Here is a 26,109-nt window from a genome sequence, read left to right as displayed (position 1 = left end):
GGTACTCCTGACGAACAAGTGCCTAACAGACCATGTTCGGCCACGAATGTCGCTATTTTATTTGCTGTGCAACACTGGCGCTTTTGCGGCGTCTAACGCCGACAATTGCCCAGGAGTTACCCGATGAATGCTCGTCTGCTTGGTTTGGCCATGGTTGTTGGTTTGACGCTGCCTGTGGCGGCGCAAGCGCAGATGTTGGCGCCGGGCTTGTGGGAGTTGACCACCAGCAACATGAAGGTCGATAACCAGGACCTGCCGGACTTGTCGCTGATCCTCGGTCAGCTCAAGCAACAGATGACCCCGGAACAACGCGCGATGCTTGAGAAGCAAGGCATCACCATGGCCGGCAAAGGCGTACAGGTGTGCCTGACCCCGGCCCAGGTGGCGTCCGATTCCATCCCGCTGACCGACCCGCAATCGGGTTGCAAGCAGGAAGTGACGGACAAGACCGGCAACCAATGGAAATTCCGTTTCAGCTGCCCGAAAGCCCAGGGCACTGGCGTGGCGACGTTCCAGAGCCAGCAGGAATTCACCACTACGGTTAACGGTACCTTCAACGCCACCGGCGTACAGCAGAAGGGCAGCCTGGACACCCACGCGCAGTGGTTGGGCAGCAACTGCGGCACGGTCAAACCCCGCGCCTAACCTAAGACATACCCCGATCAAAATGTGGGAGCGGGCTTGCTCGCGAATGCGGTGAATCAGTCACAGGTGTATTGGCTGACCCACCGCATTCGCGAGCAAGCCCGCTCCCACATTTGATTGGATTGCCAGGTACAGAGTCTCTTCAGCGCTGAAAATGCAGCGGCAACCCCTGGCAACTGTCGTGCACGCGCCCGTCGTGCCATGCCAGGTGGCCGGACACAAGCGTGGTGCTGACGCTGTGCCGGAAGCTGCGCCCGGCAAACGGCGTCCAGCCGCAGCGAGCCAGGATCGGCTGGCTGCTGACGGGCTTGCCGTGAGGCTCGGGTTGGATCAGCACCAGGTCGGCCCAATAGCCTTCGCGCAGGTAGCCACGGTCGGGGATCGCAAACAGGTCCGCGACCCGATGGCTGGTTTTCGCCACCAGCGTGGTCAGCGGCAGCAGGCCGTCGGCGACCAATTCCAGCAGCGCCGGCAGGGCGTGTTGCACCAGCGGCAAGCCTGACGGCGCTTCGCGATAGGGCAGCTGTTTTTGCGCCCAGGTGTGCGGCGCATGGTCACTGCCAATTACATCCAGACGATCACTCAACAATGCCAGGCGCAAGGCGTTGCGGTCGGCACGTGTTTTGATCGCCGGGTTGCATTTGATCTGGTGGCCGAGGCGGGCGTAGTCGCGGTCATCGAACAAGAGGTGATGCAGGCAGACTTCCGCCGTGATGTGTTTTTGCGCCAGGGGTTTGTCTTCGAACAGCACCAACTCCCGTGCGCTGGTGATGTGCAGCACATGCAGGCGCGTGCCGTGCCGCTTGGCCAGTTCCACCGCCAGGGACGAGGAGCGATAGCAGGCCTCGGCATCGCGGATCAGCGGGTGTGCCACGGCAGGAATGTGCTCACCGAAACGCTCGCGCATCCTTTGCTCGCGGGCCAGGATGCTGGGGGTGTGCTCGCAGTGGGCCAGGAGAATGGTCGGCACCTCGGCGAACAGACGCTCAAGGATCTTCGGATCATCCACCAGCATATTGCCGGTAGACGCACCCATGAACACTTTGACCCCGGCGACTTCTCGCGGGTCCAGCGCGGCGACGGTGTCGAGGTTGTCGTTGCTCACTCCGAAGTGAAAGCCATAGTTGGCCACCGAATGCAGCGCCGCGCGGCGCTTCTTGTCGGCCAGGGCATCCAGGTTCAGGGTCGCCGGGTTGGTGTTGGGCATGTCCATGAAACTGGTGATTCCACCCGCCACCGCCGCGCGGGACTCGCTGTAGAAGCTGCCTTTGTCCGGCGCGCCGGGCTCTCGGAAGTGCACCTGGTCGTCGATCATTCCCGGCAGCAGCCACTGGCCTTGGGCGTCGATTTCCACGGTGGCGTTGGCGTTGTCGATGCTGCCGGCGATCTTCTCGATACGGCCATTGGCGACCAGCAGGTCAGCCTCGAATTCCTCGCCTTCGTTCACCAGGCGGGCGTTGCGGATCAGCAGGCGGCTCATGGTCAGAACTCGTTTTGCAGGGCTTTGTAACCCAGTACCAGGTCGACGTTGGTGCGCGCCACGTCTTCGGAAAACTCCGAAGCGCTGACACTCACCGGCGGGAACTGGGACAGGTCGGTGTTGGGGCCGATGCGGGTGGTGGAGGGCACGTAGAACGCGTCGGGCAAATCGCGGCCGTCGACTACAGAGTTGTGCCGCACCACGCAGCCATTGCCGACGACGCAATTGAACAGCACGCTGTTGAAGCCGATGAACACCCGGTCACCAACGGTGCAGGGCCCGTGGACGATGGAGCGGTGGGCGATGGAGGTGAACTCGCCGATGGTTACGGCGGCGCCGGATTTGGAGTGGATCACCACGCCGTCCTGGATATTCGAATTGGCCCCAATGGTGATCGGGTCCATGTCACCGTTGGCGTCGACTTCGTCGGCGCGGATCACCGCGTAAGGGCCGACAAATACGTTTTCGCCGATGATCACCTTGCCGCAGATGATTGCGGTTTTGTCGACGTAGGCCGATTCGGCAATCACGGGCAGATCGCCGGAAGGGTTCTTGCGGATCATGGGTCAGGTTCCTTGAGAGGCGCGGTGATGATGTTTACGTGATGGCCGTCGATGGCGTTGTAGAAGCAGGTGGGCCGGCCGGTGTGGCAGGCCGGGCCTTGCTGGTCGACGATCAGCAATACCGCGTCGCCGTCGCAATCCAGGCGAGCCTCCACCAGCAGTTGCCGGTGGCCGGAGGTTTCGCCCTTGCGCCACAGTTGCTGGCGCGAACGGGACCAGTAGCAGACGTGCCTGGTGGCCAGGGTTTCGTCGAGGGCCTGGCGGTTCATCCAGGCCAGCATCAACACTTCGCCGCTGCCGTGTTGCTGGGCGATGGCGGCGATCAGTCCATCGCTGTTCCACGGCAGGGCGTCGAGCACGCTATCGAGTGGAAAGCGGCTGCCGATGGCAGCCTCTTCCAGGTCAAGCATGCTCAGGCTCATGGCTTGCTCAGGGCCGCGCACAGGGTGTTGAGGTTGTATTCGAACAGGCCGGTAAAGGTGCTGGCCGGACCTTCTGCAGCCAGGGCGTCCGAATACAGCGTGCCGCCGATCTGCGCGCCGCTCTCATCAGCGATCTGCTGGAGCAGACGCGAGTCCTTGATGTTTTCCATGAACACGGCCTTGACCTTGTCCTTGCGGATCTGGGTGATCAGCGTGGCGACTTCGGCGGCCGACGGTTCTCGTTCGGTGGACAGGCCTTGAGGCGACAGGAACTCGATACCGTAGGCCTGGCCCAGGTAACCGAAGGCGTCATGAGAGGTGACGATGCGACGGTTACCCGGTGGCAGCGCGCCGAACTTGGCCTTGGCTTCAGCCAGCAGGCGGTAGATTTCTTTCAGGTACACCTGGCTGTTGTGCTCGTAGTCGGCCTTGTTGGCCGGGTCGGCAGCGATCAGCGCCTTGGTGATGTTGTTCACGTAGATAACGGTGTTGGCCAGGTTGTGCCAGGCGTGCGGGTCGGGGATGGTTTCGCCGTCCTCTTCCATGGTGTGGGAGAGCACGCCTTTACTCGCAGTGACCACGGTGGCCTTGGTCTCGGTGCTGGTGACCAGGCGATCCAGCCACGGCTCGAAGCCCAGGCCGTTCTTGATGATTACCTTGGCCTTGAGCAGGGCCTTGGCATCGTCTGGTGTTGGTTCGTAAGTGTGGGCGTCGGCGTCGGGGCCGACCATGTTGCTGATCTGGATATGATCGCCACCGACCTGGTGGGTCATGTCGTCAAGAATACTGAAGCTGGTAACCACCTGAAGCTTGTCGGCAGCCTGGGCCGTCGCGAACGACAGCGGCAGCAACACACTGAACAGCACGAGTAGAGCGCGCATCGGGAAACACCTCATTGGGATGTAAGCAAAGGCGGGCGGCGCAGCAAGCCGTGCACCGGACCGAAGACCACGGACAGCAGGTACCAGCCGCCAGCCACCAGCACAATTGCCGGGCCGCTGGGCAGCGAGTAGTAGAACGACAGCAACAAGCCAAGCCATACCGACAGGCATCCCAGCACCGCTGATATGGCGATCAACACCGGCAGGCGCCGGCTCCAGAAACGTGAAGCAATCGCCGGCAACATCATCAGGCCGACCACCATCAACGCGCCGATGGCCTGGAAACCGATCACCAGGTTCAGCACCACCAGCGTCAGGAACAGGCCGTGGGCCAGCGGGCCGAGGCGGCTGACGGTTTGCAGGAACAGCGGGTCGAGGGTGTCCAGCAGCAGCGGTTTGTAGATCACCACCATGGCGATCAGGCTGAAGCCCGAGACCCAGAGCATGCCGGTGAGGGTCGGGCCGTCTACCGCCAGGGCCGAGCCGAACAGCAGGTGCAGCAGGTCCAGGCGTTTGCCGGCGAGGCCGAGGATCAGCACGCCGCTGGCCAGGGAGATCGGGTAGATGGCGGCGAGGCTGGCGTCTTCCTTCAGCCCGGTGCGACGGGTAATCCAGGCGGCGAGGCCGGCCATGCTCAGGCCGGCGCCCAGGCCGCCGATGGTCAGCGCGGGCAAACTCAGTCCGGCAAACCAGAAGCCCAGTGCGGCGCCGGGCAGGATGCCGTGGGACACCGCGTCACCGATCAGGCTCATGCGGCGCAGGATCAGGAACACCCCAAGCGGCGCCGTGCTGCATGCCAATACCAGACCGCCGACGAGCGCGCGGCGCATGAAAACGAAATCGAGAAACGGCATCCACAGGTGGGCGGCGAAGTGCATCAGGCCACCTGCATTTGCGGCTGCGGGCGGATCAGTTCTTTGCTGGAGCCGAACACGCAGCCACTGCTTTTGATCTGCACCACTTGCTGGGTGTGTTGGCGTACGGAACCGAGGTCATGGCACACCACGACCACCGTGCGGCCTGCGTCGTGCCAGGCGTGGATGTGTTTCCAGCACAGCGCCTGGCCGTCTTCGTCGAGGGCGGCGTGGGGTTCGTCCAGGAGCAATATCGGCGACTCGGCCAGGCTCATGCGGGCGAGCAGGGCGCGTTGCAGTTCGCCGCCCGACAAGGCCATCAACGGCCGATGCTCCAGGCCGCTGAGGCACCAGTCTTCGAGCACGGCGCTCAGGCGTTCGGTACGTTGTTGCGGGGTTTGCCTGCTGCCCCAAAAACCGGCGGCCACCAATTCTTCAAGGCTGATAGGAAACTGGCGATCGAGGTTCTGTTGCTGGGGCAAAAACGACAGGCCACCTCGGCGTGGAACATCGATCGTCACTTTCCCCGCCAGTGGCTTCTGCAATCCGGCGATAACTTTCAACAGGCTGCTTTTGCCGGTGCCGTTGGCGCCGATGATGCCGGTAAGGCTGCCTTTTTCCAGGGTGAAATCCACGGCGGGGGTCAGTGGTTGGCCGGGGGCGCCCCAGCGCAAAGCGGTGCAGGTGATCATTCGGAAGGTCTCGTCCAGCGGCTTTCGGCCACGGCATCGTGCGCGTGAAGGCTTTCGGCGTGGATCACTTTCAAGTGGAAGGCATTGACCGCATCCGAGCGTTTCAAGGCGAGGTTCAGGCGGCGGGCGGCGTCTTCGCAGAACATCAGGTTCTGCCCGTTGGCCAGGGCGAAGGCTTGTTCGTCTGCACGCTTTACGGCGGTCTGCACGGCAGTGCCGAGGGCGGCTTCGGTTTCGTCGATCAACTGGGTCAGCGGCAGTGTTGGCTGATCGTCCTGAAGCCGGACCTGCAACAGCGCGCTGCTGCGCTGGCTGTGGGGCGTGGCGACGATGCCGTTTGCACTGCCGAGCCAGGTCAGTACGTCTTCGTGCTGCAGCGGTGTGCCGGCAAAGTCCTCGATAAATTGCTGCTGAATCAATTGCCTGGCGAGGGCAGCGGAGCAAGGGCAGGTTGAAGAGTAAGTAACGTCAATTTTTAGTTCCACGTGGAACATCTGGTTTTCCAGGCGCGCCTCGATGCTCACCGGGTAGCTTTTCCAGCCGGCCAACGGGCTGACCAGCGCCGGACGTTTCAGCAGCAGACCTGCATGAATTCGCAGGTAGGCATTTGTGGATAAACCTTCATGACTGTCGAGAAAACGTTGCAATACACTGCGCAGCAGTGCTGGCGTAAGCGGCTGCTGTTCAAGCATTTCCAGCGCCAGGTAAAGCCGTGACATATGAATGCCACGGGCCTCGCCGTCGTCCAGGCTGACGCCGGCATCAGCCGTGGCGCTAAGGCTTTGGCCGTCGATCAGAATGGGCAGGGCAATGCCGCACATGCCCACCCAATCGAGCGGCGAGGCTTGGCGTGAAGCCTGCGCGGCGATATCGGGCAGAGTCAGCGCGTTCATGAGCAGGTCCATCGTTGGAAATAAAAAGACATGTTATATTATTACAATTGAAACGACGAAAGTTTTTCTGTTCTGTCTTTTATTCAGTCATGTCGAGTACGGAAGCTCCTTTATTTGCGGTGTAAGTCATGCACAGACGTCAACTCCTCAACCTGCTGCTGGCCAGTGCGGTGTTCACCTTGCCCTTGGGCGTGTCTGCCGCGCAGATCCGCAATGCACGGCTGTGGCGGTCGGATAACAAGCTGCGGCTGGTGCTGGACCTCAGCGGCCCGGTGCAATACAAGACCTTCACCCTGACCGCGCCGGAGCGGTTGATCATCGATTTGAGCGGCGCGAAGCTGACCGGTGATTTCAGCCAACTGGCCCTGACCAACAGCGGCATTACCTCGATTCGCTCGGGGCATTTCGGGCAGGGCGATACGCGGATCGTGCTGGATTTGAAGGCGCCGATGCAGCTCAACAGCTTTCTCCTGCCGCCGCAGGATGGCCAGGGCCACCGCCTCGTGCTGGACCTGACAAGCGCCACTCATGCACCTATGCAAATCGCTGCGGCACCGGCCGCGTTGGCTGCACCCGTGCCGGCACCGGTGGACAGGGCTCATCCGAAACGCGACATCATCGTGGTGGTCGACCCTGGGCACGGCGGCAAGGATCCCGGCGCGATTGGCTCAAAGGGCCAGCGCGAAAAAGACGTGGTGCTGTCCATCGCCCAGTTGCTGGCCAAGCGTCTGAAGCGCGAGAAGGGCTTCGATGTGAAGCTGGTGCGCAACGACGACTTCTTCGTGCCGCTGCGTAAACGTGTGGACATCGCCCGTCAGCACAAAGCCGACATGTTTATCTCGGTACACGCCGATGCCGCGCCACGGCTTACGGCGTCCGGCGCCTCTGTCTATGCGCTGTCTGAAGGCGGCGCCACCTCCGCCACTGCACGGTTCATGGCGCAGCGGGAAAACGGCGCCGACCTGTTGGGCGCCACCACCTTGCTCAATCTCAAGGACAAGGACCCGATGCTCGCCGGGGTGATTCTCGACATGTCGATGAACGCCACCATCGCCTCCAGCCTGCAACTGGGCAGCTCGGTACTGGGCAGCCTGCAAAGCATCACCACGCTGCATCAAAAACGCGTGGAACAGGCCGGCTTTGCGGTGCTCAAGTCGCCGGACGTGCCGTCGATCCTGGTGGAAACCGGGTTTATCTCCAACACCCAGGACGCCCAGCGACTGGTCACCGCACGCCATCAACAGGCGGTGGCAGACGGTTTATTTGAAGGGTTGAAGAACTACTTCCAGAAGAACCCGCCGATGAACAGCTACATGGCCTGGGTTCAGGAACAGAAAACCGGCCAGGTCTAACAGCCGGTGATTCGACTACAGGTGAACTTGGCGCTGGCACCACCGGAACTGGAAAACCGGTTGAGGGTGGTCCAGCCCACTCGCCGCGTGTAGCCCACCCACGCCTCACCATCGGAAGCCAACCCGGTAAAGAACGTCAGTTGCCCGTAGCGGCTGCTGGTTTGTGCCCAATAGCGTTTTCCGATCACTTCAAAGCCCCGCAAATACGTAGTGCTGCCTGCCGTCGCGACGCTGTAGGCATTGCCCTGGGCGTCGACGCACGCCAGCAGGTTGGCGCTGCGGGTGCAGTTGGCCAGCAGGCTGGGCACCTGGGCGTTGGCCAGGCTCGCCAGCATCAGCAACACAGCACACAGCAGGTATTTCATAGAGGCTCTCGGGGCGTTATTCGGCTGCCAGCATTGCGCCCTTCGTCGTCACGAGCAAGGGGGATTGGCTTATTTGCATTGTTATACTATAACATTAAAAAACAGCCTGACCCGTGAACCACCTCCGATGACCGAACAAGACCTTCTCGCCCAACCCTGCGCCGACTACATGAATGAAGCCCAGCAAGGTTTCTTCCGCGAGCTGCTGCTGGCCCAGCGCAACGAGCTGCAAGCGCGTATCGACGCTGAATTCATGGTGCTGCGCGAACAGGAGCCCAACAGCGATCCCGCCGATGTCGGCAGCGCCGAAGAACAGCGCCAATGGCAACTGCGCCTGCTGGAGCGCGAAAAAAAGCTGTTGGACAAGATCGACGAAGCCCTGGAACGCCTGGCCCGCGGTGAATACGGCTGGTGCCGTGAAACCTGCGAACCCATCGGCCTCAAGCGCCTGCTGCTGCGCCCCACGGCCACCCTGTGTATCGAAGCCAAAGAACGTGAAGAGCTGCGCGAACGCCATCAACGGGCGATTTGACCGGCCAACCCTGATGAGGAATACCTGATGCCCAATCGTCTCCCCGTTACTGTGCTGTCCGGATTCCTCGGCGCCGGCAAAAGCACGCTGCTCAACTACGTCCTGCGCAACCGCGAAAACCTGCGGGTGGCGGTGATCGTCAACGACATGAGCGAAATCAACATCGATGGCAGTGAGGTCCAGCGCGACGTCACCCTCAATCGCGCCGAAGAAAAACTGGTGGAGATGAGCAACGGCTGCATCTGCTGCACCTTGCGCGAAGACTTGCTGGAAGAAGTCGGAAAGCTCGCCAAGGAAGGTCGGTTCGATTACCTGTTGATCGAGTCCACTGGCATCTCCGAGCCGCTGCCGGTGGCGGAAACCTTCACCTTTCGCGATGAAGAAGGCCAGAGCCTGGCGGACATTGCCCGGCTCGACACCATGGTCACCGTGGTCGACGGCATGAACTTCCTGCTCGACTACCAGGCTGCCGAAAGCCTGGCGTCCCGGGGCGAAACCCTCGGTGAAGAGGACGAACGCTCGATCACCGACCTGCTGATCGAGCAGATCGAATTTGCGGATGTGATCCTCATCAGCAAGATCGACCTGATCAGCAGCAGTGAGCGCGAGGAGTTGATGGCGATCCTGGAGCGCTTGAACTCCCAGGCTGAAATCATCCCGATGGTCATGGGCGAAGTGCCGTTGGCGAAGATCCTCAACACCGGCCGTTTCGACTTCGAGCGTGCTTCCCAGGCGCCGGGCTGGTTGCAGGAACTGCGTGGCGAACACCTGCCGGAAACCGAAGAGTACGGCATCGCCTCCACCGCCTATCGCGCCCGCCGCCCGTTCCACCCGCAGCGGTTTTTCGACTTTATCGACCGGCCTTGGGTGAATGGAAAACTGCTGCGCTCCAAGGGCTTTTTCTGGCTGGCCAGCAAACACCAGGACGCCGGTAGCTGGTCCCAGGCTGGCGGCCTGATGCGCCATGGGTTTGCCGGGCGCTGGTGGCGTTTCGTGCCGAAAACCCAGTGGCCCCAGGACGAGGAAGGCATCGCCGCAATCATGAAAAACTGGCAACTGAGCACCGGCGATTGCCGGCAGGAGCTGGTGTTTATCGGCCAGAACATCGACTTCGCCCAGATGACCGCCGAGCTGGACGCTTGTTTGCTGACCGACGATGAAATGGCCACGGGTGTCGAAGGCTGGCGCTTGTTGGCCGATCCCTTTGGCCCTTGGTTCGAAGAGGCTGCCTGATGCTGGCACCGACCCTGAAACTGCGCCCGGTGGTTCGCCAGACCCACGGCGAAACCCCGGCCGTGCTCACTGATATCCTTGAGGACGGCGTGAACCTAGCGGTGTGGCAGCGTCAGTTGCCCCTGCACATCGCCGAGTTCGGCGCGTTACTGGTGGCACTCAATGAGCCATTGGCCGAGTCGCTGGTGGTTGAACTGAACAGCGAAGACGCCGAGCCAAACCTGCAGGAATTTGCATCGGGTTGCCGTGACCTTGAAGGCTACGAAGGCTTTATCGCCGATGTGTCGTGGCTGGTCAGCGCCTTTGCCTGTTTGCTCGGAGCCAAGCGTATCGGCGTGCGTTTGCGGCTATTGGACAAGGCCATGTGCCCGCGTTTTCATGTGGATCATGTGCCGGTGCGGCTGATCACCACCTACGCCGGCATTGGCAGCCAGTGGTTGCGCGAAGGTGTGATGGAGCGGCGGCACCTGAGCCAGGCGAGTGCTGAGCCAGAAGAACGCATTGAGCAAATCCACTGCGGTGAAGTGGCGTTGCTCAAGGGCGAAAAATGGCACGGCAACGAAGGCTTTGGCCTGATCCACCGCTCGCCGCAACTGCAAGCGGATGAGCGACGGTTGATCCTGACGCTGGATTGGTTGGCGTAACCGGGTAGGATCGAACCTCTCTACACGGTCTGAATGATGTCCACCATGCTGCAGAACATTCCCACCCATGTGATTGCCGGGCCCCTGGGCGCCGGCAAGACCAGCCTGATCAAGCACCTGCTGGCCCAGCGCCCGGCCAACGAGCGTTGGGCGGTGTTGATCAATGAGTTCGGGCAGATTGGCCTGGATGCCGCGTTGCTCACCCGTGATGACGACGGGATTGCCCTCGGTGAAGTGGCGGGTGGCTGCCTGTGTTGCGTCAACGGGGCGCCGTTTCAGGTAGGACTGGGGCGTTTGTTGCGTAAGGCCAGGCCCGACCGGCTGTTTATCGAGCCGTCCGGGCTTGGGCACCCGGCTCAATTGCTCAAGCAGCTGCGGGAAGCACCCTGGCAGCAGGTACTGGCGGTGCAGCCGTGCGTGCTGGTACTGGATGCCCAGGCGTTGGCGGCGGGTAAACCTTTACCCAATGCCCAACGGGAGGCATTAGCCAGCGCCGGGCTGTTGGTATTGAACAAGAATGAAGCCTTAAGTGATGCGCAGCGCCTGTTGATTCAAGGGCAACTGCCCGATCGACCGATCTATTGGACGCAGCAGGCGCAACTGCCCTTGGCCCGGTTACCGGGTGTGAATGCTCAAGCGGCAGCGGCTGTGGATAACTTCGAGTTGCCCAAAGGCCTGGGGCAAATGCCGGCCATCTGGACGGATCCGGCATCGCCGATCTGCCTCAGCCAGGGCCAGGAGGATGGCTGGAGCATTGGCTGGCGCTGGCATCCGAGTCAGCGATTCGACGCGCGGCGCATTCAGCAATGGCTGCAATCGTTGGACTGGCGACGGGCAAAACTGGTTATCCACAGCCTGGATGGCTGGGTATCGGCCAACGCTGTGGATAACGCCGCGTTGGCCTGGCAGCCCAGCGAATGGCGGCGGGATTCGCGTATCGAATTGATCTTCAGCGAAGTGCAGGACGTTGCGCAGTTACAGGGTGGGTTAACCGCTTGCCGTCAGTGACGGGTCTTGCTGTTGCCATGCTCCTGGCGCCACTGGCTTAGCTCAATGATCTCGGCGCTGGGCAATGGCGTCTTGATCTCGAACGGGTAGGGCGCCAACTCGATTTGTGCACTGTGGGCGCCGAATTGGGTGATGGTACCCGGGTGCCGCGTTTCGCCGGTCACGGTGAATTCGAAGTTGTAGATCCGTGCCAGGCGCCGCCGCCCGCTGGCATCTTTCACAAAACCGATGCGCTTCAACGCCACGGCGCCATCGAGCAGCTCGATGTCGAGCTTGGCGCAGTGCTGCTTGACCCGTTCCAGCGCCCGCTCGCGCAGGCCGTGGTTGTGCCACAGCCAGGCGGCACCGGTCGCCAGCAGCATCAGCACGAAGATATTTCCGAGGGTCAGCATTCGATGAACTCCAACAAAGTAGGGCCAGCTTAACTGCGTCTCCGGTCTGTCGTACAGGCCGCGTTTAGTCGCATACTGCGCAGCCAGAATATCAACGGCTTTACGGAAATCCCCTGCATGAAACGTACGCCCCATCTGCTTGCGATCCAGTCTCATGTGGTCTTCGGCCACGCCGGAAACAGCGCCGCCGTGTTCCCCATGCAACGGGTCGGGGTGAACGTGTGGCCGCTCAATACGGTGCAGTTCTCCAACCACACTCAGTATGGTCAGTGGGCGGGAGAAGTGTTGGCGCCGCAGCAAATTCCTGCGCTGGTGGAAGGCATCGCGGCGATTGGCGAGCTGGGCAACTGTGATGCAGTGCTGTCGGGCTACCTGGGCAGTGCGGCCCAGGGCCGGGCGATCCTCACCGGCGTGGCGCGGATCAAGGCGATCAACCCCAAGGCTCTTTACCTGTGTGACCCGGTGATGGGGCATCCGGAAAAAGGCTGCATCGTGCCCCAGGAGGTCAGCGACTTCCTGCTGGAGGAAGCGGCGGCGATGGCCGACTTCCTGTGCCCCAACCAGCTGGAGCTGGACAGCTTTGCCGGGCGCAAGCCGCAGTCGCTGTTCGATTGCCTGGGGATGGCCCGTGCGTTACTGGCCCGCGGGCCGAAAGCGGTGTTGGTCAAGCACCTGGATTATCCCGGCAAGCTGCCGGACGGCTTCGAAATGCTGTTGGTGACGGCTGAAGGCAGCTGGCACCTGCGTCGGCCACTGCTGGCATTCCCGCGTCAGCCGGTGGGCGTGGGCGACCTGACGTCGGGCTTGTTCCTGGCGCGGGTGTTGTTGGGCGATAGCCTGGTGGCGGCCTTTGAGTTCACTGCTGCAGCGGTGCATGAAGTACTGCTGGAAACCCAGGCGTGCGCCAGCTATGAGCTGGAACTGGTGCGCGCCCAGGACCGGATTGCCCATCCGCGAGTTCGCTTCGAGGCAACCCCAATCGGGCTGTAGGAATATTCCTGATTGAGCGAGGCAAAGGGCGTCCGTTACTATCGGCCGTCTTTTTGCCCTCTGCGTTCATCAAGGAAGATCATGTCGTTATCCCTGCTCCATTCGCCACGGGCATTTATCGCATTGGCCCTGGTTACGCTGCTCAGTGGTTGCAGCGTCCACGGTACCTATCCTGACGCAACCGAGCCCGATGCGGCGAAGCTGCGGTTCATCTCCAACACCACCAACAGCACCCTTTTTGTCTATGACGCACAGCACTGCATGGGTGAGACCACAGGCATTCTCAACAACATGTTCCTGGTGGACACCAAGCGGCGGGTAGACATGCTTGTGCCGCCACCGCCCACGGCTCGTGGGCTGCTGGAGATCAAGCTGGCGCCCGGAAAGGACACTATGTTGATGATCAACACCAACGGCAGCTCCTATGTCTGTGGCAAAGCGTTCAATCTAACGCCCAAGGCGGGTGAAGAGTACGAAGTGACCTTCGAATTGCAGGGCCGCCAATGCAGCACGCTGCTCCAGCGTCTTACGCGATTGGACGGCAAGGACGTGCGGATCCCGCAGCCGCTGTTCGAGACCGGCATGCCGTCTTGCGAGGGCAAAGGTCCGATATTCGGCAAGTTGTTACCGGATACTCCGCAGCGAATGGTGTTGATTGATCGCATTCTTGACGAGCGTGCGCAGTCGATCACGGCCATCGTGTCAGAAAATAAAGTCGACCGAATGCAAACCTCGCCTCAAGAGCTTGATGAGTTGATCAGCAAGCGCAAGGCGTTGATGGGCTCGTATACCTTGCCGCCGGATTATTGGAACCAGTTTCGGCAGAACTACGAACTGTCGAATCAAGAGTCTGCCGGTCGTCTGGCCCGGGCTCTGGTGTTTTACACTGAGGTGTACCGCCAGCGCCTGCGGGGAACTGAGGATGCCGTCCTGGAGCAATGGATGCAGCCTACGGACAGTGCGATCAAATCGCGCGTAGCGGAGAACGACAAGCTTATGGTGCAGTACTACGTGAATACCCGAAAGAGCGTGACGATGGAGGTGGTCAATCACCATATGGAGCGCATGGCCCAGTTGGACCAGCGCTTTGATGTGTGTGCGCACTTTGACAAGTGCTCGCGTTACTAAGCGGTCATCCAGAAACCTGGCGGGCTCTTACGGGCCGTCTGCCTTGATTTCCTGATAGCGCTTTTCCAGCTCCTGGCGAATCTGCCGGCGCTGTTGAGCCTGCACAAACCGGCGCTTGTCTTCGCTGTTCTGCGGTTGCAGCGGCGGCACGGCGGCCGGTTTGCGCTGGTCATCCACCGCGACCATGGTGAAGAAGCAGCTATTGGTGTGGCGTACCGAACGCTCACGGATGTTCTCGGTGACCACCTTGATCCCCACTTCCATCGACGTGTTGCCGGTGTAGTTGACCGAGGCCAGGAAGGTCACCAGCTCGCCGACATGGATCGGCTCGCGAAAAATCACCTGGTCCACCGACAACGTCACCACATAGCGCCCGGCATAACGGCTGGCGCAGGCGTAGGCCACTTCGTCGAGGTACTTGAGCAGCGTGCCGCCGTGCACATTGCCAGAGAAGTTGGCCATGTCAGGGGTCATCAATACTGTCATCGACAGCTGGGCGTTTCCGGGTTCCATAGCACACTCACGGGTTGTAGGCATTGGGTGGGGAGGCACCTCTGCGGGTGCTGGAATCTTTGCAGAGCCATTCATAACGGGACGCTGGGCCCCGGCTTGCCGTCACGCCCGGGGCGATCTGTTTCCATATATTGCACCGGCTTTCTGCCGCAAGTCGCGGTGTTACCCTTCAAAAGCCCGTCTCAAAGGCAATTCTTACGATCAAGGCAGACTTTTCTTTCCGTTCATTGCGACCTTTCGGGGTGCATGCGTGGAAATGGGAAAAGCGCCAGTACCCCTCAAGGAGCCCCTCGCCATGCACGCCATCAGCTTTATCCAGGACCTGGCCGTGATCATGCTGGTGGCCGGGGTGGTGACGATCCTGTTCCATCGACTCAAGCAGCCGGTGGTGTTGGGGTATATCGTCGCCGGCTTCATCATCGGCCCGCACACCCCACCGTTTGGCCTGATCCACGACGAAGACACGATCAAGACCCTGGCCGAGCTTGGGGTGATCTTCCTGATGTTCTGCCTGGGCCTTGAGTTCAGCCTGCGCAAGCTGTTCAAGGTTGGCGCCACCGCATTTATCGCGGCGTTCCTCGAAATCATCCTGATGATCTGGATCGGCTACGAAATCGGCCGCTGGTTCGACTGGAACACCATGGACTCGCTGTTCCTGGGCGCGATCCTGGCGATTTCCTCGACCACCATCATCGTCAAGGCGCTCAATGACCTGAAGATGAAAAACCAGCGCTTTGCCCAGCTGATTTTCGGGGTGCTGATCGTCGAAGACATCCTCGGCATCGGCATCATCGCCTTGCTGTCGAGCATTGCCGTCAGCGGCACGGTCAGCTCCGGCGAGGTGTTCTCCACCGTCGGCAAGCTCTCGCTGTTCATGATTGTCGCGCTGGTGATCGGGATTTTGCTGGTGCCACGCCTGCTGGAGTACGTGGCCAAATTCGAAAGCAACGAGATGCTGCTGATCACCGTGCTGGGTCTGTGTTTCGGTTTCTGTCTGCTGGTGGTCAAGCTGGAATACAGCATGGTGCTGGGGGCATTCCTGATCGGCGCGATCATGGCCGAATCCCGGCAATTGCTGAAGATTGAGCGCCTGATCGAACCGGTTCGCGACATGTTCAGCGCGATCTTCTTTGTCGCCATTGGCTTGATGATCGACCCGCAGATCCTCCTGCAATACGCCTGGCCGATTGCGGTGATTACCGTGGCCGTGGTGCTGGGCAAGATGTTGTCCTGTGGGTTGGGGGCGTTCATTGCGGGTAACGATGGCCGCACTTCATTGCGAGTGGGGATGGGGCTGTCACAGATCGGCGAATTTTCATTCATCATCGCCGCGCTGGGGATGACGTTGCAGGTCACCAGCGACTTCCTGTATCCGGTGGCGGTGGCTGTTTCGGCGATTACCACACTGCTCACACCCTATCTGATCCGTGGCGCAGACCCGCTGTCGCTGAAGATTGCCGCAGTGATGCCCAAGCGCATGAGCCGGGTGTTCGGGATGTATGGCGAGTGGCTGCGCAGCATTCAGCCCCAGGGCGAGGGTGCGATGCTGGCGTCGATGATCCGCAAGATCATTCTGCAGGTGGGGGTGAACCTGGCGCTGGTGGTGGCGATCTTCTTTGCCGGCAGCTTTTTCGCGGCGCGTATTGGCAGCTACCTGGAAGGCTGGGTCAGCGATCCGAGCTGGCAGAAGGCATTGATCTGGGGTGGGGCGTTGCTGCTGTCGCTGCCGTTTTTGATTGCGGCGTACCGCAAGCTCAAGGCGCTGTCGATGCTGCTGGCGGAGATGAGCGTGAAGCCGGAAATGGCCGGGCGCCACACTCAGCGCGTGCGCCGGGTGATCGCCGAAGTGATCCCGATTCTTTCGCTGCTGGTGATTTTCCTGCTATTGGCAGCCTTGTCGGCCAGTATCCTGCCGACCAACAAGTTGCTGGTGCTGATCGCCGTGGTGACGGCCGCGGTGGCCGCCGTGCTGTGGCGCTGGTTCATCCGCGTGCATACGCGGATGCAGGTCGCCTTGCTGGAGACCCTGGATAACCATAAGGATACGCCGGAGCACTGAGTGGGTCGCAGAGGGCTGCTTCGCAGCCCAGCGCGAGCAAGCTCGCTCGCCACAACAAGCGCCCTCGGCACACAGGGGTCTCAGCTTTCCAGCCAGACGTCCCGTGCCCAGTGCCACACCGATTCCCAGGTTTCTTCGGTGACGAGCTCTTCTTCGCCGGACCACAGCACCACGGTGCCGTCTTCCTCGACGCAGTAGTAGTCGTCGCCGTCCTGGCAGATCGGGATCATGCTGCGGTCAACACCGGCATCCCAGGCGTTGGCGGCAACGTCCGGCAGGTAGGTGTGGGACTGTGGATCGGTGACGGTCACCGGCTCCAGGCTGCCGTAGACCACATCGCTGACGGTCAGCAGAAATTCACGGAAGACGAACGGAATATCGATGAACAGTTGTTCCTCGATTTCCACCAGTTGATCTTCGTCAGGCAGCTCCAGAGGAACCGGTACCGGTTCGTTGGCTTCACGCAATTGTTCGATAACTTCTTCCACGGCCGGGATCCTCTTGCTAGATGGCGCGGTTTATAGGGGCGTTTTATACAGTAGCTCGCTATAAGTGCAACCGTGAAATAGAAAACCCCGGACAAGTCCGGGGTTTTTGTTACTGCGTACTCAAAGCGGGCAGGGATCAGCCGTTCTGGCGGATACCGGCGACCAGCCAAGGCTGGTTTTCGCCTTGTGGGCGCTCCATGTTCCAGCTTTCGCTGAACACTTCGCCCTGGTCGAAACGCGAGGTCTTCGACACACCGCTGAAGGTCAGGGTGGCGATGGTCTTGTCGGCGCGGTCATCCACACCTTCAAGCTGCACTTTCAGGTCGTCGATGTAGGTCGACTGGAAGCCGTCGCCCAGATCGGCACGTTCGCGCTTGAGGAACTCCAGCAGTTGCGGGGTCACGAACTCGGCGATCTTGTCCATTTCGTTGGCGTCCCAGTGTTGCTGCAGGGACTGGAAGTGGCTGCGGGCCGCTTCGACGAAGCGCTCTTCGTTGAACCAGGCGGGTGCGTTGATCACCGGACGAGCGGCAGCAGGAGCAGCCGAACCGCCGAAGATCGAACCCATGGCAGCAGGCTTTTGCTCGAACACTTCACGCTGCATCGGCGCGCCGGCTGGAGCCATGTGCTCCTGTTGCTTGCGGCGACGGGCGGCGATAAAGCGGAAGATCAGGAAGGCGATGACCGCCATGATCAGGATGTCGAAGATCTGCATGCCCTGGAAGCCGCCGCCCATGAACATGGAGGCGAGCAGGCCGCCGGCCGCGATACCGGCCAGAGGGCCCAACCAGCGCGAAGCACCGCCAGCCTTGGCAGCAGCGCCTGCGGCACCGGCAGCGCCAGCGGTCGCAGCTGCGCCGCCCATGCCGCCGCCGGATGGGGCCATTTGGCTGGTCTGGTGGCTCGGCGCCGAGCCCATGGATTTGCCGCCACCGAAGCGCTTGGCGTTGGCGTCGAGGCTCATCGTCAGGCCGATGCACAACGCCATGGCGATGCTAAGAAAACGTTTCATAAAGGGAATTCCCATTTGTGGATTGCACGCGCGCCATGTTGCACAGGTGTGATGTCAGTGGCTAGCGGCATAGTGTTTCGGGCTTTTGCGTAGGGCCAATACCGAATCGTCTGTAGGACTTATTACAGATATTGACCCCACCGCTGCCAAATACAAGGGTGGGGCAACATCCTTCATGTTCTACAGTTGTTTCAGATTGCTTCGAGCTTGGCGTAGCCCATCATCAGCCACTTGCTGCCTTCGGCGAAGTTCACCTGCACCCTGGCCTGGGCACCGGCGCCTTCGAAGTTGAGGATCACGCCTTCGCCGAAGATCGCGTGCTTGACCTGCTGGCCAAGGCTGAACGGCGTCTCGGGGATTTCCGAACCAGCGAACATGCTGCTGGAGTTCTGCTGCTGGCCGCCGCCGAACGGTCGGCTGACGCTGTTGGACAGGCGCACTTCCTGAATCAGCCCTTTCGGCACTTCACGTACGAAGCGCGACACCTTGTTGTAGGTCTCACTGCCGTACAGGCGCCGGGTTTCGGCGTAGGTCATGACCAGGTTCTGCATCGCCCGGGTGATGCCCACGTAGGCCAGGCGGCGTTCCTCCTCAAGGCGGCCGGGTTCTTCCAGGCTCATCTTGTGGGGGAACAGGCCTTCTTCCATGCCCACCAGGAACACGTAGGGGAATTCCAGGCCCTTGGCACTGTGCAAGGTCATCAGCTGAATGCTGTCTTCATGCTCATCAGCCTGGGTGTCGCCGGCTTCCAGGGAAGCGTGGCCGAGGAATGCCGCCAGTGGCGTCAGGTCTTCGTCTTCTTCGGTGTTTTCGAACGCGCGGGCGGCGCTGACCAGTTCCTCAAGGTTTTCTACCCGGGCCTGGCCTTTCTCGCCTTTTTCCGCTTCGTGGTAGGCGATCAGGCCGGATTGCTCGATCACGGTCTGGGTCATCAGGTGCAGGGGCATTTCCATGCACTTGGCGGCCAGGTTCTCGATCAGCTCGACAAACACGCTCAAGGCACCGGCCGCACGGCCGGTCAGGCCCTTGTTGGCGATCAGCAGGCGCATCGCTTCCCACATCGACACATCGCTGTGGCGTGCGTGGTCGCGAATCGCCTCGACGGTCTTCTCGCCGATGCCACGGGCCGGAATGTTGATCACCCGTTCCAGCGCCGCATCGTTGCCGCGACCTTCCAGCAAGCGCAGGTAGGCCATGGCGTTCTTGATTTCGGCACGTTCGAAGAAGCGCTGGCCACCATAGATGCGATACGGAATGCGCTCGCGCAGCAGGGCCTCTTCCAATACCCGTGATTGGGCGTTGGAGCGGTAGAGAATCGCAATATCGCTGCGGGCCAGGCCGGTTTTCAGGGCGCTTTCGATGGTTTCCACCACGTAGCGCGCTTCATCGTGTTCGTTGAAGGCGGCGTACAGGTTGATCGCTTCGCCTTCGCCGCCGTCGGTCCACAGCTCTTTGCCCAGGCGCCCGGTGTTGTTGGCGATCAAGGCGTTGGCGGCCTTGAGGATCCCGGCGGTGGAGCGGTAGTTCTGTTCCAGGCGGATGGTTTCGGCGTCCGGGAAGTCGTCGCTGTACTGGTAGATGTTCTCGATTTTCGCGCCGCGCCAGCCGTAGATCGACTGGTCGTCGTCGCCCACCACCATCAGGCTGTCGCCGCCCTTGGCCAGCAGGCGCAACCAGGCGTACTGCACGGCGTTGGTATCCTGGAACTCGTCCACCAGGATGTGGCGGAAGCGTTTCTGGTAGTGCGCCAGCAAGCCCGGGTTGTCGCGCCACAAGTCGAGGGCGCGCAGCAGCAGTTCGGAGAAGTCGATGACGCCGGCGCGCTGGCAGGCCACTTCATAGGCTTCATAAATGCTGCGCATGGTGGCCAGGAACAGGTCGCCGCTGGCCTGGATATGTTGCGGGCGCAGGCCTTCATCTTTCTGGCCATTGATGAACCACTGGGCCTGACGGACCGGCCAGCGTTGTTCATCCAGGCCCAGCTCGCGGATCACCCGCTTGACCAGGCGTTGCTGGTCGTCGCTGTCGAGAATCTGGAAGGTCTGGCTCAGGCCGGCTTCCTGCCAATGCGCCCGCAACAGGCGGTGCGCCAGGCCGTGGAAGGTGCCCACCCACATGCCGGCCGGGCTGATGCCCATCAACTGCTCGATGCGATGACGCATCTCGGCAGCGGCCTTGTTGGTGAAGGTCACCGACAGGATGGAATGCGGTGAGGCGTTCTCGACCTGGATCAACCAGGCGATACGGTGCACCAGCACTCGGGTTTTACCGGAGCCAGCACCGGCCAGGACCAACTGACGGCCAACGGGGGCCGCTACGGCCTGGCGTTGGGCATCGTTGAGGGAGTTCAGCAAAAGAGAGAGATCATCGCGCATCGGCGCATTCTAGGGTGCCCGGGGGAGTCGGGCAAATCCCAATGCCGGGTGGTCACGGGAAAACTTCTGCGTCGACACAGGATAAGGCAACAATCTATTCACGGTGATGACCGGTCGGTCATCGCCCACAGCCCGCGCCCTGTCTCACTCAAGCTGTCTGGCTCCAAGGTTTGCGCCTGATTGTCGCGCTGTTTTTATGACTTGGGGCAGTTTGGCCCGAGCGTTTGCTTGTGTATGCTCCGTCGACGTTTCGGGCTCACCATTATAAGAACACTGCCTATGACCCTTAGCATTGACCTGGCGGGACCCTCCGTGGCGCCGGCGCAGGTTATCCGCAAGCACTACGCCATGGAGATGGCGGTGGAGCGCACGCGCCTGCTTTACCAAGGCTCCCTGCTGCCTACTTTATTAATGCTGGTGAATGGACTGGTCTGCGCCTGGTTGCTCTGGAGCCCGCAGCGCTATCTGCTGGACAGCATTTGGCTGGTATGGCTGCTGGCGCTGGTGGCCTTGCGGGTAATTCAGGTGGCGGCGTTCGATTCCGCCATGCCCAGCCGCCAGGCGCAGCCGATCTGGCGACGCATGTTCATGCTGGGCTCGGCCGTCAGCGGCTTGACGCTGGCCAGTGCTGCCATCGCCCTGGTCCCTGTGGACAGTTTTGCGCAACAGGCCTGGGTGTTCGGCCTGCTCGGCGCGGCGACCTTGTCCGCCAGTGTGGCCTATGCCGTCAGCCTGCCGGCTTTCCTGTCGTTTGCCGTGCCCTGCCTGGTGCCGGCCATCCTCTATTTATTCTGGAGCGGCGACCCGCAACAGCAAGGCTGGGGTTGCCTGGGCCTGATTCTGCTGGCATCCCTGAGCCTGGTGGCATGGCAGGTCAATCGCCTGATCCAGCGCGGGCTGCTCAGGCGCTTCCAGAACCAGGCGTTGATCGAGCATCTGCAGCAAGCGCAGCAACGCAGCGAGCAACTGAACCAGGAACTGGTGCGTGAGGTGGAGCAGCGGCGCCAGGTCGAACAAGAGTTGCGCGAAGCACAGATCGGCCTGCAGCAACGCGTCGATCAGCGCAGTCAGGAACTGGACGCGGCCAGCCTGGCCCTGAGCAAAAGCGAGGCGCGTCTGGCCATGGCGCTGCAGGCCAGCGAACTGGGGCTGTGGGACTGGAACCTGCAAACCGATGAGGTCCACCATACCCAGCTCAAGGAGTTGTTCGGCCTGGAGCCGGAATACGTCACGGCGATGCTCAGCCACCTCAAGCCACGCCTGCATCCGGACGACTTGCCGCTGCTCAAGCGCGCGCTGGTGGAGCACCTTAAAGGCCGCAGCGAGGACTACCTGGTGGAATACCGGGTGCGCCATGGCGATGGCCATTGGGTATGGATCCAGGACCGTGGCCGCGCCGTGGAGCGCTCGGCAGGCGGGCGCGTCACGCGGATGCTCGGTACCCGCCGCGACATCAGCGCCGGCAAGGTCCTGGAAGAACAGCAGCGCCTGGCATCGACGGTGTTTGAGGCGGCCAGCGAAGGCATTGTGATCCTCGATCCGGACTACGTGCTGATAGCCGTCAACCAGGCATTCAGCCGCGTTACCGGCTTCGACATTGACGACATGATCGGGCGCAATGTCGTGGAGCTGCCCAGCAGCCGCGACGCACGGCGCCACTTCCCGGTGATCCGCCAGGCGTTGCTCAGCCACGGCACCTGGCAGGGCGAGCTCGTGGAAACCCGCAAGAACGGCGAACTCTACCCGCAATGGCTACAACTGAATGTAGTCCGAGATATTCGGGGAAATGTCAGCCATATCGTGGGTTTCTTCGCTGATCTGTCCGCGCGGCGCGAATCCGAGGAGCGCATGCGGTACCTCACGCACTACGACGAATTGACCGGGCTGGCCAACCGCTCGCTGTTCCGCGAGCGGTTGCGCGAAGCCCATCAGCGGGTGCGCCAGGGTGGCCGCAGCCTGGCTTTACTGCATATCAACCTGGACCGTTTCAAGCTGCTCAACGACAGCCTCGGGCATGAAGTGGCCGACCAGTTGTTGCAGAAAATGGCCCGCCGCTTGATCAACGCCTTGCCCGAAGCCGACACCATAGCGCGGCTCTCTGGCGATGAATTCGCCGTGCTGTTCGACGCCTACGGCAACCTGTCGAGCCTGGCGCGGGTGGCCACGCGGTTGCTGGCCAAGTTGCGGGTGCCGGTGACGGTGGAAGGGCACGAACTGGTGGTCAGCGCCTCAATGGGCGTCAGCCTGTTGCCCGACAATGCGCGGGAAATATCCGCGCTGGTCAGCCAGTCGAACATGGCCATGCAGCACGCCAAGCACCTGGGCGGTAATAACTTCCAGTTCTACACCGACAGCCTGCAGGCCAGCACCCTGGAACGTTTGCAGCTGGAAAACCAGCTGCGCAAGGCGATTGATGAGCGCCAGCTCACGGTGTTCTACCAACCCAAACTGTGCCTGTCCAGTGGCAAGCTGAATGCGGCCGAAGCATTGATTCGCTGGGAACATCCGCAGTGGGGCATGGTGCCGCCCGGCGATTTTATCGGGCTGGCCGAAGAAACCGGCCTGATCGTGCCGCTGGGGGAGTTCGTGTTGCGCCAGGCGTGCTGGCAGGCTTGTGAATGGCAACGCCAGGGGCTGGCGCCGATTCGGGTGTCGGTCAACCTGTCGGTGCACCAACTGCGCCAGGGCAAGCTGATCAGCCTGGTGCGCCAGGTGCTGGAAGAAACTGGGCTTGATCCGCAATACCTGGAGCTGGAACTGACCGAAAGCCAACTGCTCGACAGCGTCGAGCACATCATCTCGACCTTCCAGCAACTGCGCGACCTGGGGGTGAAGCTGGCGATTGATGATTTCGGCACCGGTTACTCATCCCTCAGTTACCTCAAGCGCATCCCCGTGGACTACGTGAAGATCGACCAGACGTTCATTCGCGGCCTGGGCCAGGGACGCGAAGATGCCTCGATCACCCGCGCCATCATTGCCATGGCCCACGGGCTGTCGCTCAAGGTGGTGGCCGAGGGTGTGGAAGATCAGCAGCAGCTGGACTTTTTGCGGGATGAGCAGTGCGACGAGGTGCAGGGCTATTTGATCAGTCGGCCGGTGGAAGCGGATGGCTTGGCGGATTTGTTACGAAAAAATGCCGATTTTCCATAGTTGAGCCCAAGCCGCACGCGGGGCTACATCGAGCCTGCCCGCTGAATCAGCGGGCAGCAGCGTGATTAAGTGATGCATCGAACGGGCAAATCGGTAATTCTTGTAGTATAACTACAAGCTTGCTACATCCCTGGCGTCTGCCAATAACAAGAGTCCAGCCCTTTGAACCTGTTGCAACATATCGCCCAGTCGCGCCACCTGTTACGCAAATCGGAACTCAAGGTTGCCGATCACGTGCTGCTTGACCCTGCGGCCGTGATGCACAGTTCCATGGCCGACCTGGCCCACAGCGTGGGCATCAGCGAGCCGACCATCGTGCGCTTCTGCCGCGCCATCGGTTGCTCCGGTTTCCAGGACTTGAAGCTCAAGCTGGCCCAGAGCCTGGCAGCGGGTGCGAGCTTTGGCCAGTTTGCGATCCACGAAGACGATTCCGTCGCCGACTACAGCCTGAAAATCTTCGACACCACCCTGCACACCCTGATGGAAGTGCGCGAAAAGCTCGACCCGGTGGAGCTGCAAAAAGCCGTGACCGCCATGTCCCAGGCCCAGCGCGTGGAGTTCTATGGTTTCGGCGCGTCCGGCGCGGTGGCGGCGGATGCCCAGCACAAGTTCTTCCGTTTGCTGCTGACGGCGGCGGCCTACAGCGACCCGCACATGCAGGCGATGTCGGCGGTGACGTTGAAGCCCAGCGACGTGGCGATCTGCATTTCCCAGTCCGGCCGCTCCAAGGATTTGCTGATCACCGCCAACCTGGTGCGTGAAAGCGGCGCGACCCTGATTACCCTGTGCCCGAGCCAGACGCCATTGGCAGAGCTGTCGACCGTCAACCTGGCGATCGATGTGCACGAGGACACCGAGATCTATACGCCGCTGACCTCGCGTATCGCCCACCTGGTGGTGATCGACGTGCTGGCGATGGGCGTGGCCATGGCGCGCGGCCCGAGCCTGGTCAACCACCTCAAGAGCGTGAAGCGCAGCTTGCGCAGCCTTCGGTTGTCACCCAAGTCCGTAAAAGCCCTCGACGACTGATAGTTTGTACGCGGACCAATTGTGGGAGCGGGCTTGCTCGCGAATGCGGAGTGTCAGTCACTGAATATGCTGGCTGGCCCACCGCATTCGCGAGCAAGCCCGCTCCCACATTTTGATTGGGTCCTGCCTCGGAAGATTCATCGTCCTGTCATCCCCATGCCGCTAAACCGTCATTGCCCGAGCCCATCCTGAACTCCCCTTACTCGCATTGGGAGACTCGAAATGGCTCGGCAATACGAAGAAAGCAACAGCACCGTCAAGACTCGCCGCCAGCAGGAAGACCAGCGCCGCATGGCCTTCCGTCGCGCAATTGAAGACCGCTGCGATCAGCGTCAATTGCAACAGAGCATCAGTGACTATCCGGAACTCCACTGGCAGGCACCCGCAGCTGCCCAGCGAAGCGCTCAGCCAGCGCGCTGATCTGCAGCCGCTCGCTGCGGATAAAGCCCAGGAATGCATGGGCCACCGGTGACAGGCGCTTGGCCTTGGCCTGCACCAGGCACCAACTGCGGTACAGCGGCAGTTCTTCCACCGGCAGCTCCCTGAGCCCGCCGGTGGCCAGTTCCAGGTTGACCGCGTGGCGCGTCAGCAGCGCCACGCCCAACCCGGCGGTCACGCACTCGCGCTGCGCCTCGGCCGAAGACACTTCCACCGTCTGGGTGAAGTGCACGCGCTTCTCCTTGAAATACTCTTCGCACGCCATCCGCGTGCCGGACCCCGGCTCGCGCAACAGCAGCGTGTAAGGCTCAAGGTCCTGCAGGCGCAACGGCCCTTGATGGCTCAGCGGATGATCGTGGGGTGCCACCGCGACAATCGGGTTGTTCAGGAACGGCAGGAATTCCAGGCCCATGTCCTGGGGCACCATCGACATGATCACCAGGTCGTCGCGGTTGTCTGAAAGCCGGCGAATCACCTGGGCGCGGTTGACCACCGTCAGGTGCAGGTTGACCTCCGGATGCTGGCGCTTGAAGGCGGCAAACAGGTGCGGCACGAAGTACTTGGCGCTGGATTCCACCGCCAGTTTCAGCTGGCCCTGCAACGAGCCCTGCATGTCGGAGAGTTGCATATCGAGGTTTTCCAGGCGGCCGAAAATGTCCCGGCTGGCCCGTTGCAAGGCTTCAGCAGCTTCAGTCATATAGAGCTTTTTGCCGACGTAATCGAACAATGGCTGGCCCAGCAGCTCTTCCAGCTGCTTGATTTGTAGGCTAACGGCCGGTTGCGTGAGGGACATTTCCTCGGCTGCGCGGCTGTAGGAACGCAAATCACAGACTTCATTGAAAATCTGCAATTGACGCAATGTCATACGCATCAATGACTTACGCATAGTTCAAACACTCCCGCCGACCCTTGATGCGACGACTATAAGTCTTTGCTTATACACAACCCAATAATTATTGATTTTTGTT

26 protein-coding genes are annotated in these 26,109 nt (G+C 61.2%); 12 read left to right on the top strand and 14 right to left on the bottom strand.

Annotated elements, in window-relative coordinates:
• Positions 1-123: 123 nt before the first annotated feature.
• Positions 124-645, top strand: a complete 522-nt coding sequence (locus QF039_RS29200; protein ID WP_003213494.1) for a DUF3617 domain-containing protein — start codon at positions 124-126, stop codon at positions 643-645.
• Between the two features lie 142 nt (positions 646-787).
• Here QF039_RS29200 and QF039_RS29195 read toward each other — a convergent pair whose 3' ends face one another.
• From QF039_RS29195 to folE2, 7 genes are read right to left on the bottom strand one after another with little or no spacing between them, the layout of a single operon-like run.
• Positions 788-2,125: a dihydroorotase gene (locus QF039_RS29195; RefSeq protein WP_178902837.1), complete on the bottom strand. Its 1,338-nt coding sequence runs from the start codon at positions 2,123-2,125 to the stop codon at positions 788-790.
• Positions 2,126-2,127: 2 nt separating this feature from the next.
• The gene (locus QF039_RS29190; RefSeq protein ID WP_307521991.1) at positions 2,128-2,688 is read right to left on the bottom strand and encodes a carbonate dehydratase; all 561 of its coding nucleotides are present in this window, start codon (positions 2,686-2,688) and stop codon (positions 2,128-2,130) included.
• Positions 2,685-3,110 carry a phosphoribosyl-AMP cyclohydrolase gene (hisI, locus tag QF039_RS29185; RefSeq protein WP_177035369.1) on the bottom strand — a complete coding sequence of 142 codons (426 nt, stop codon included), beginning with the start codon at positions 3,108-3,110 and terminating at the stop codon, positions 2,685-2,687. The genes QF039_RS29190 and hisI overlap by 4 nt, the downstream gene beginning before the upstream one ends.
• Positions 3,107-3,991, bottom strand: coding sequence for a metal ABC transporter substrate-binding protein (locus QF039_RS29180; protein WP_003213485.1), 885 nt, complete (start codon positions 3,989-3,991; stop codon positions 3,107-3,109). Before QF039_RS29180 ends, hisI begins: the two co-directional genes overlap by 4 nt.
• A gap of 11 nt (positions 3,992-4,002) precedes the next feature.
• Entirely contained in the window at positions 4,003-4,869 is an 867-nt protein-coding gene (locus tag QF039_RS29175; protein WP_003213483.1) for a metal ABC transporter permease, read from the bottom strand.
• Positions 4,869-5,537 carry a metal ABC transporter ATP-binding protein gene (locus tag QF039_RS29170; RefSeq protein WP_008439505.1) on the bottom strand — a complete coding sequence of 223 codons (669 nt, stop codon included), beginning with the start codon at positions 5,535-5,537 and terminating at the stop codon, positions 4,869-4,871. The genes QF039_RS29175 and QF039_RS29170 overlap by 1 nt, the downstream gene beginning before the upstream one ends.
• Positions 5,534-6,430 carry a GTP cyclohydrolase FolE2 gene (folE2, locus tag QF039_RS29165; RefSeq protein WP_087694588.1) on the bottom strand — a complete coding sequence of 299 codons (897 nt, stop codon included), beginning with the start codon at positions 6,428-6,430 and terminating at the stop codon, positions 5,534-5,536. The genes QF039_RS29170 and folE2 overlap by 4 nt, the downstream gene beginning before the upstream one ends.
• Positions 6,431-6,558: 128 nt before the next feature.
• On the opposite strand from folE2, the gene QF039_RS29160 reads away from it, so the two are divergent.
• A complete protein-coding gene (locus tag QF039_RS29160; RefSeq protein WP_003213478.1) occupies positions 6,559-7,782 on the top strand; it encodes an N-acetylmuramoyl-L-alanine amidase in 1,224 nt (407 codons plus the stop codon).
• On the opposite strand, the gene QF039_RS29155 is transcribed toward QF039_RS29160, so the two are convergent.
• Positions 7,779-8,147, bottom strand: a complete 369-nt coding sequence (locus QF039_RS29155; protein ID WP_003213476.1) for a hypothetical protein — start codon at positions 8,145-8,147, stop codon at positions 7,779-7,781. The two genes, QF039_RS29160 and QF039_RS29155, sit on opposite strands and share 4 nt — an antisense overlap.
• 127 nt (positions 8,148-8,274) lie before the next feature.
• On the opposite strand from QF039_RS29155, the gene dksA reads away from it, so the two are divergent.
• The 4 genes from dksA to QF039_RS29135 are packed head-to-tail and all read left to right on the top strand — an operon-like array spanning position 8,275 to position 11,564.
• Positions 8,275-8,679 (top strand): RNA polymerase-binding protein DksA, encoded by a 405-nt coding sequence (gene dksA, locus QF039_RS29150; RefSeq protein WP_003213474.1) that lies wholly within the window; start codon positions 8,275-8,277, stop codon positions 8,677-8,679.
• A gap of 27 nt (positions 8,680-8,706) precedes the next feature.
• Positions 8,707-9,912: a zinc metallochaperone GTPase ZigA gene (gene zigA / locus QF039_RS29145; protein ID WP_087694589.1), complete on the top strand. Its 1,206-nt coding sequence runs from the start codon at positions 8,707-8,709 to the stop codon at positions 9,910-9,912.
• On the top strand, positions 9,912-10,556 hold the full coding sequence (locus QF039_RS29140) for a DUF1826 domain-containing protein (protein WP_177122420.1): 645 nt from the start codon (positions 9,912-9,914) through the stop codon (positions 10,554-10,556). Before zigA ends, QF039_RS29140 begins: the two co-directional genes overlap by 1 nt.
• 45 nt (positions 10,557-10,601) lie before the next feature.
• Positions 10,602-11,564: a GTP-binding protein gene (locus tag QF039_RS29135; protein WP_008439499.1), complete on the top strand. Its 963-nt coding sequence runs from the start codon at positions 10,602-10,604 to the stop codon at positions 11,562-11,564.
• Here QF039_RS29135 and QF039_RS29130 read toward each other — a convergent pair.
• Positions 11,558-11,956 (bottom strand): DUF3301 domain-containing protein, encoded by a 399-nt coding sequence (locus tag QF039_RS29130; protein ID WP_003213466.1) that lies wholly within the window; start codon positions 11,954-11,956, stop codon positions 11,558-11,560. The two genes, QF039_RS29135 and QF039_RS29130, sit on opposite strands and share 7 nt — an antisense overlap.
• A gap of 117 nt (positions 11,957-12,073) precedes the next feature.
• Here QF039_RS29130 and pdxY point away from each other — a divergent pair, with 117 nt between their 5' ends.
• Positions 12,074-12,946 carry a pyridoxal kinase PdxY gene (gene pdxY, locus QF039_RS29125; RefSeq protein WP_003213465.1) on the top strand — a complete coding sequence of 291 codons (873 nt, stop codon included), beginning with the start codon at positions 12,074-12,076 and terminating at the stop codon, positions 12,944-12,946.
• An 81-nt stretch (positions 12,947-13,027) separates the two neighbouring features.
• Positions 13,028-14,074 (top strand): hypothetical protein, encoded by a 1,047-nt coding sequence (locus QF039_RS29120; RefSeq protein ID WP_307521978.1) that lies wholly within the window; start codon positions 13,028-13,030, stop codon positions 14,072-14,074.
• Between the two features lie 27 nt (positions 14,075-14,101).
• Here QF039_RS29120 and QF039_RS29115 read toward each other — a convergent pair whose 3' ends face one another.
• On the bottom strand, positions 14,102-14,587 hold the full coding sequence (locus QF039_RS29115) for an acyl-CoA thioesterase (protein ID WP_003213461.1): 486 nt from the start codon (positions 14,585-14,587) through the stop codon (positions 14,102-14,104).
• A 295-nt stretch (positions 14,588-14,882) separates the two neighbouring features.
• On the opposite strand from QF039_RS29115, the gene QF039_RS29110 reads away from it, so the two are divergent.
• Complete coding sequence (locus tag QF039_RS29110) at positions 14,883-16,646, top strand: cation:proton antiporter (RefSeq protein WP_003213459.1); 1,764 nt, start codon at positions 14,883-14,885, stop codon at positions 16,644-16,646.
• 80 nt (positions 16,647-16,726) lie between these two features.
• Here the strand turns inward: QF039_RS29110 and QF039_RS29105 are convergent, their stop codons facing one another.
• The 3 genes from QF039_RS29105 to uvrD form a co-directional block, all read right to left on the bottom strand.
• On the bottom strand, positions 16,727-17,134 hold the full coding sequence (locus QF039_RS29105) for an SMI1/KNR4 family protein (protein ID WP_003213456.1): 408 nt from the start codon (positions 17,132-17,134) through the stop codon (positions 16,727-16,729).
• A 136-nt stretch (positions 17,135-17,270) separates the two neighbouring features.
• On the bottom strand, positions 17,271-18,146 hold the full coding sequence (locus tag QF039_RS29100) for a Tim44 domain-containing protein (RefSeq protein WP_003213454.1): 876 nt from the start codon (positions 18,144-18,146) through the stop codon (positions 17,271-17,273).
• A gap of 191 nt (positions 18,147-18,337) precedes the next feature.
• Positions 18,338-20,521 carry a DNA helicase II gene (gene uvrD, locus QF039_RS29095; protein ID WP_003213452.1) on the bottom strand — a complete coding sequence of 728 codons (2,184 nt, stop codon included), beginning with the start codon at positions 20,519-20,521 and terminating at the stop codon, positions 18,338-18,340.
• Positions 20,522-20,800: 279 nt separating this feature from the next.
• Here uvrD and QF039_RS29090 point away from each other — a divergent pair, with 279 nt between their 5' ends.
• The 3 genes from QF039_RS29090 (at position 20,801) to QF039_RS29080 (ending at position 25,123) form a co-directional block, all read left to right on the top strand.
• Positions 20,801-23,674 carry an EAL domain-containing protein gene (locus QF039_RS29090; RefSeq protein WP_307521971.1) on the top strand — a complete coding sequence of 958 codons (2,874 nt, stop codon included), beginning with the start codon at positions 20,801-20,803 and terminating at the stop codon, positions 23,672-23,674.
• 162 nt (positions 23,675-23,836) lie between these two features.
• Positions 23,837-24,703: a transcriptional regulator HexR gene (gene hexR, locus QF039_RS29085; protein ID WP_003213447.1), complete on the top strand. Its 867-nt coding sequence runs from the start codon at positions 23,837-23,839 to the stop codon at positions 24,701-24,703.
• Positions 24,704-24,925: 222 nt separating this feature from the next.
• Positions 24,926-25,123 (top strand): PA3496 family putative envelope integrity protein, encoded by a 198-nt coding sequence (locus QF039_RS29080; RefSeq protein WP_076013218.1) that lies wholly within the window; start codon positions 24,926-24,928, stop codon positions 25,121-25,123.
• Here the strand turns inward: QF039_RS29080 and QF039_RS29075 are convergent.
• On the bottom strand, positions 25,053-26,027 hold the full coding sequence (locus QF039_RS29075) for a LysR family transcriptional regulator (RefSeq protein ID WP_102604039.1): 975 nt from the start codon (positions 26,025-26,027) through the stop codon (positions 25,053-25,055). The two genes, QF039_RS29080 and QF039_RS29075, sit on opposite strands and share 71 nt — an antisense overlap.
• Positions 26,028-26,109 lie beyond the last annotated feature (82 nt).

Source organism: Pseudomonas sp. W2I6 (genome assembly GCF_030815935.1).
Classification (GTDB): Bacteria; Pseudomonadota; Gammaproteobacteria; order Pseudomonadales; family Pseudomonadaceae; genus Aquipseudomonas.
Note: the sequence above shows the minus strand (reverse complement) of the source record. Positions and strands in the feature narration are given on the sequence as shown.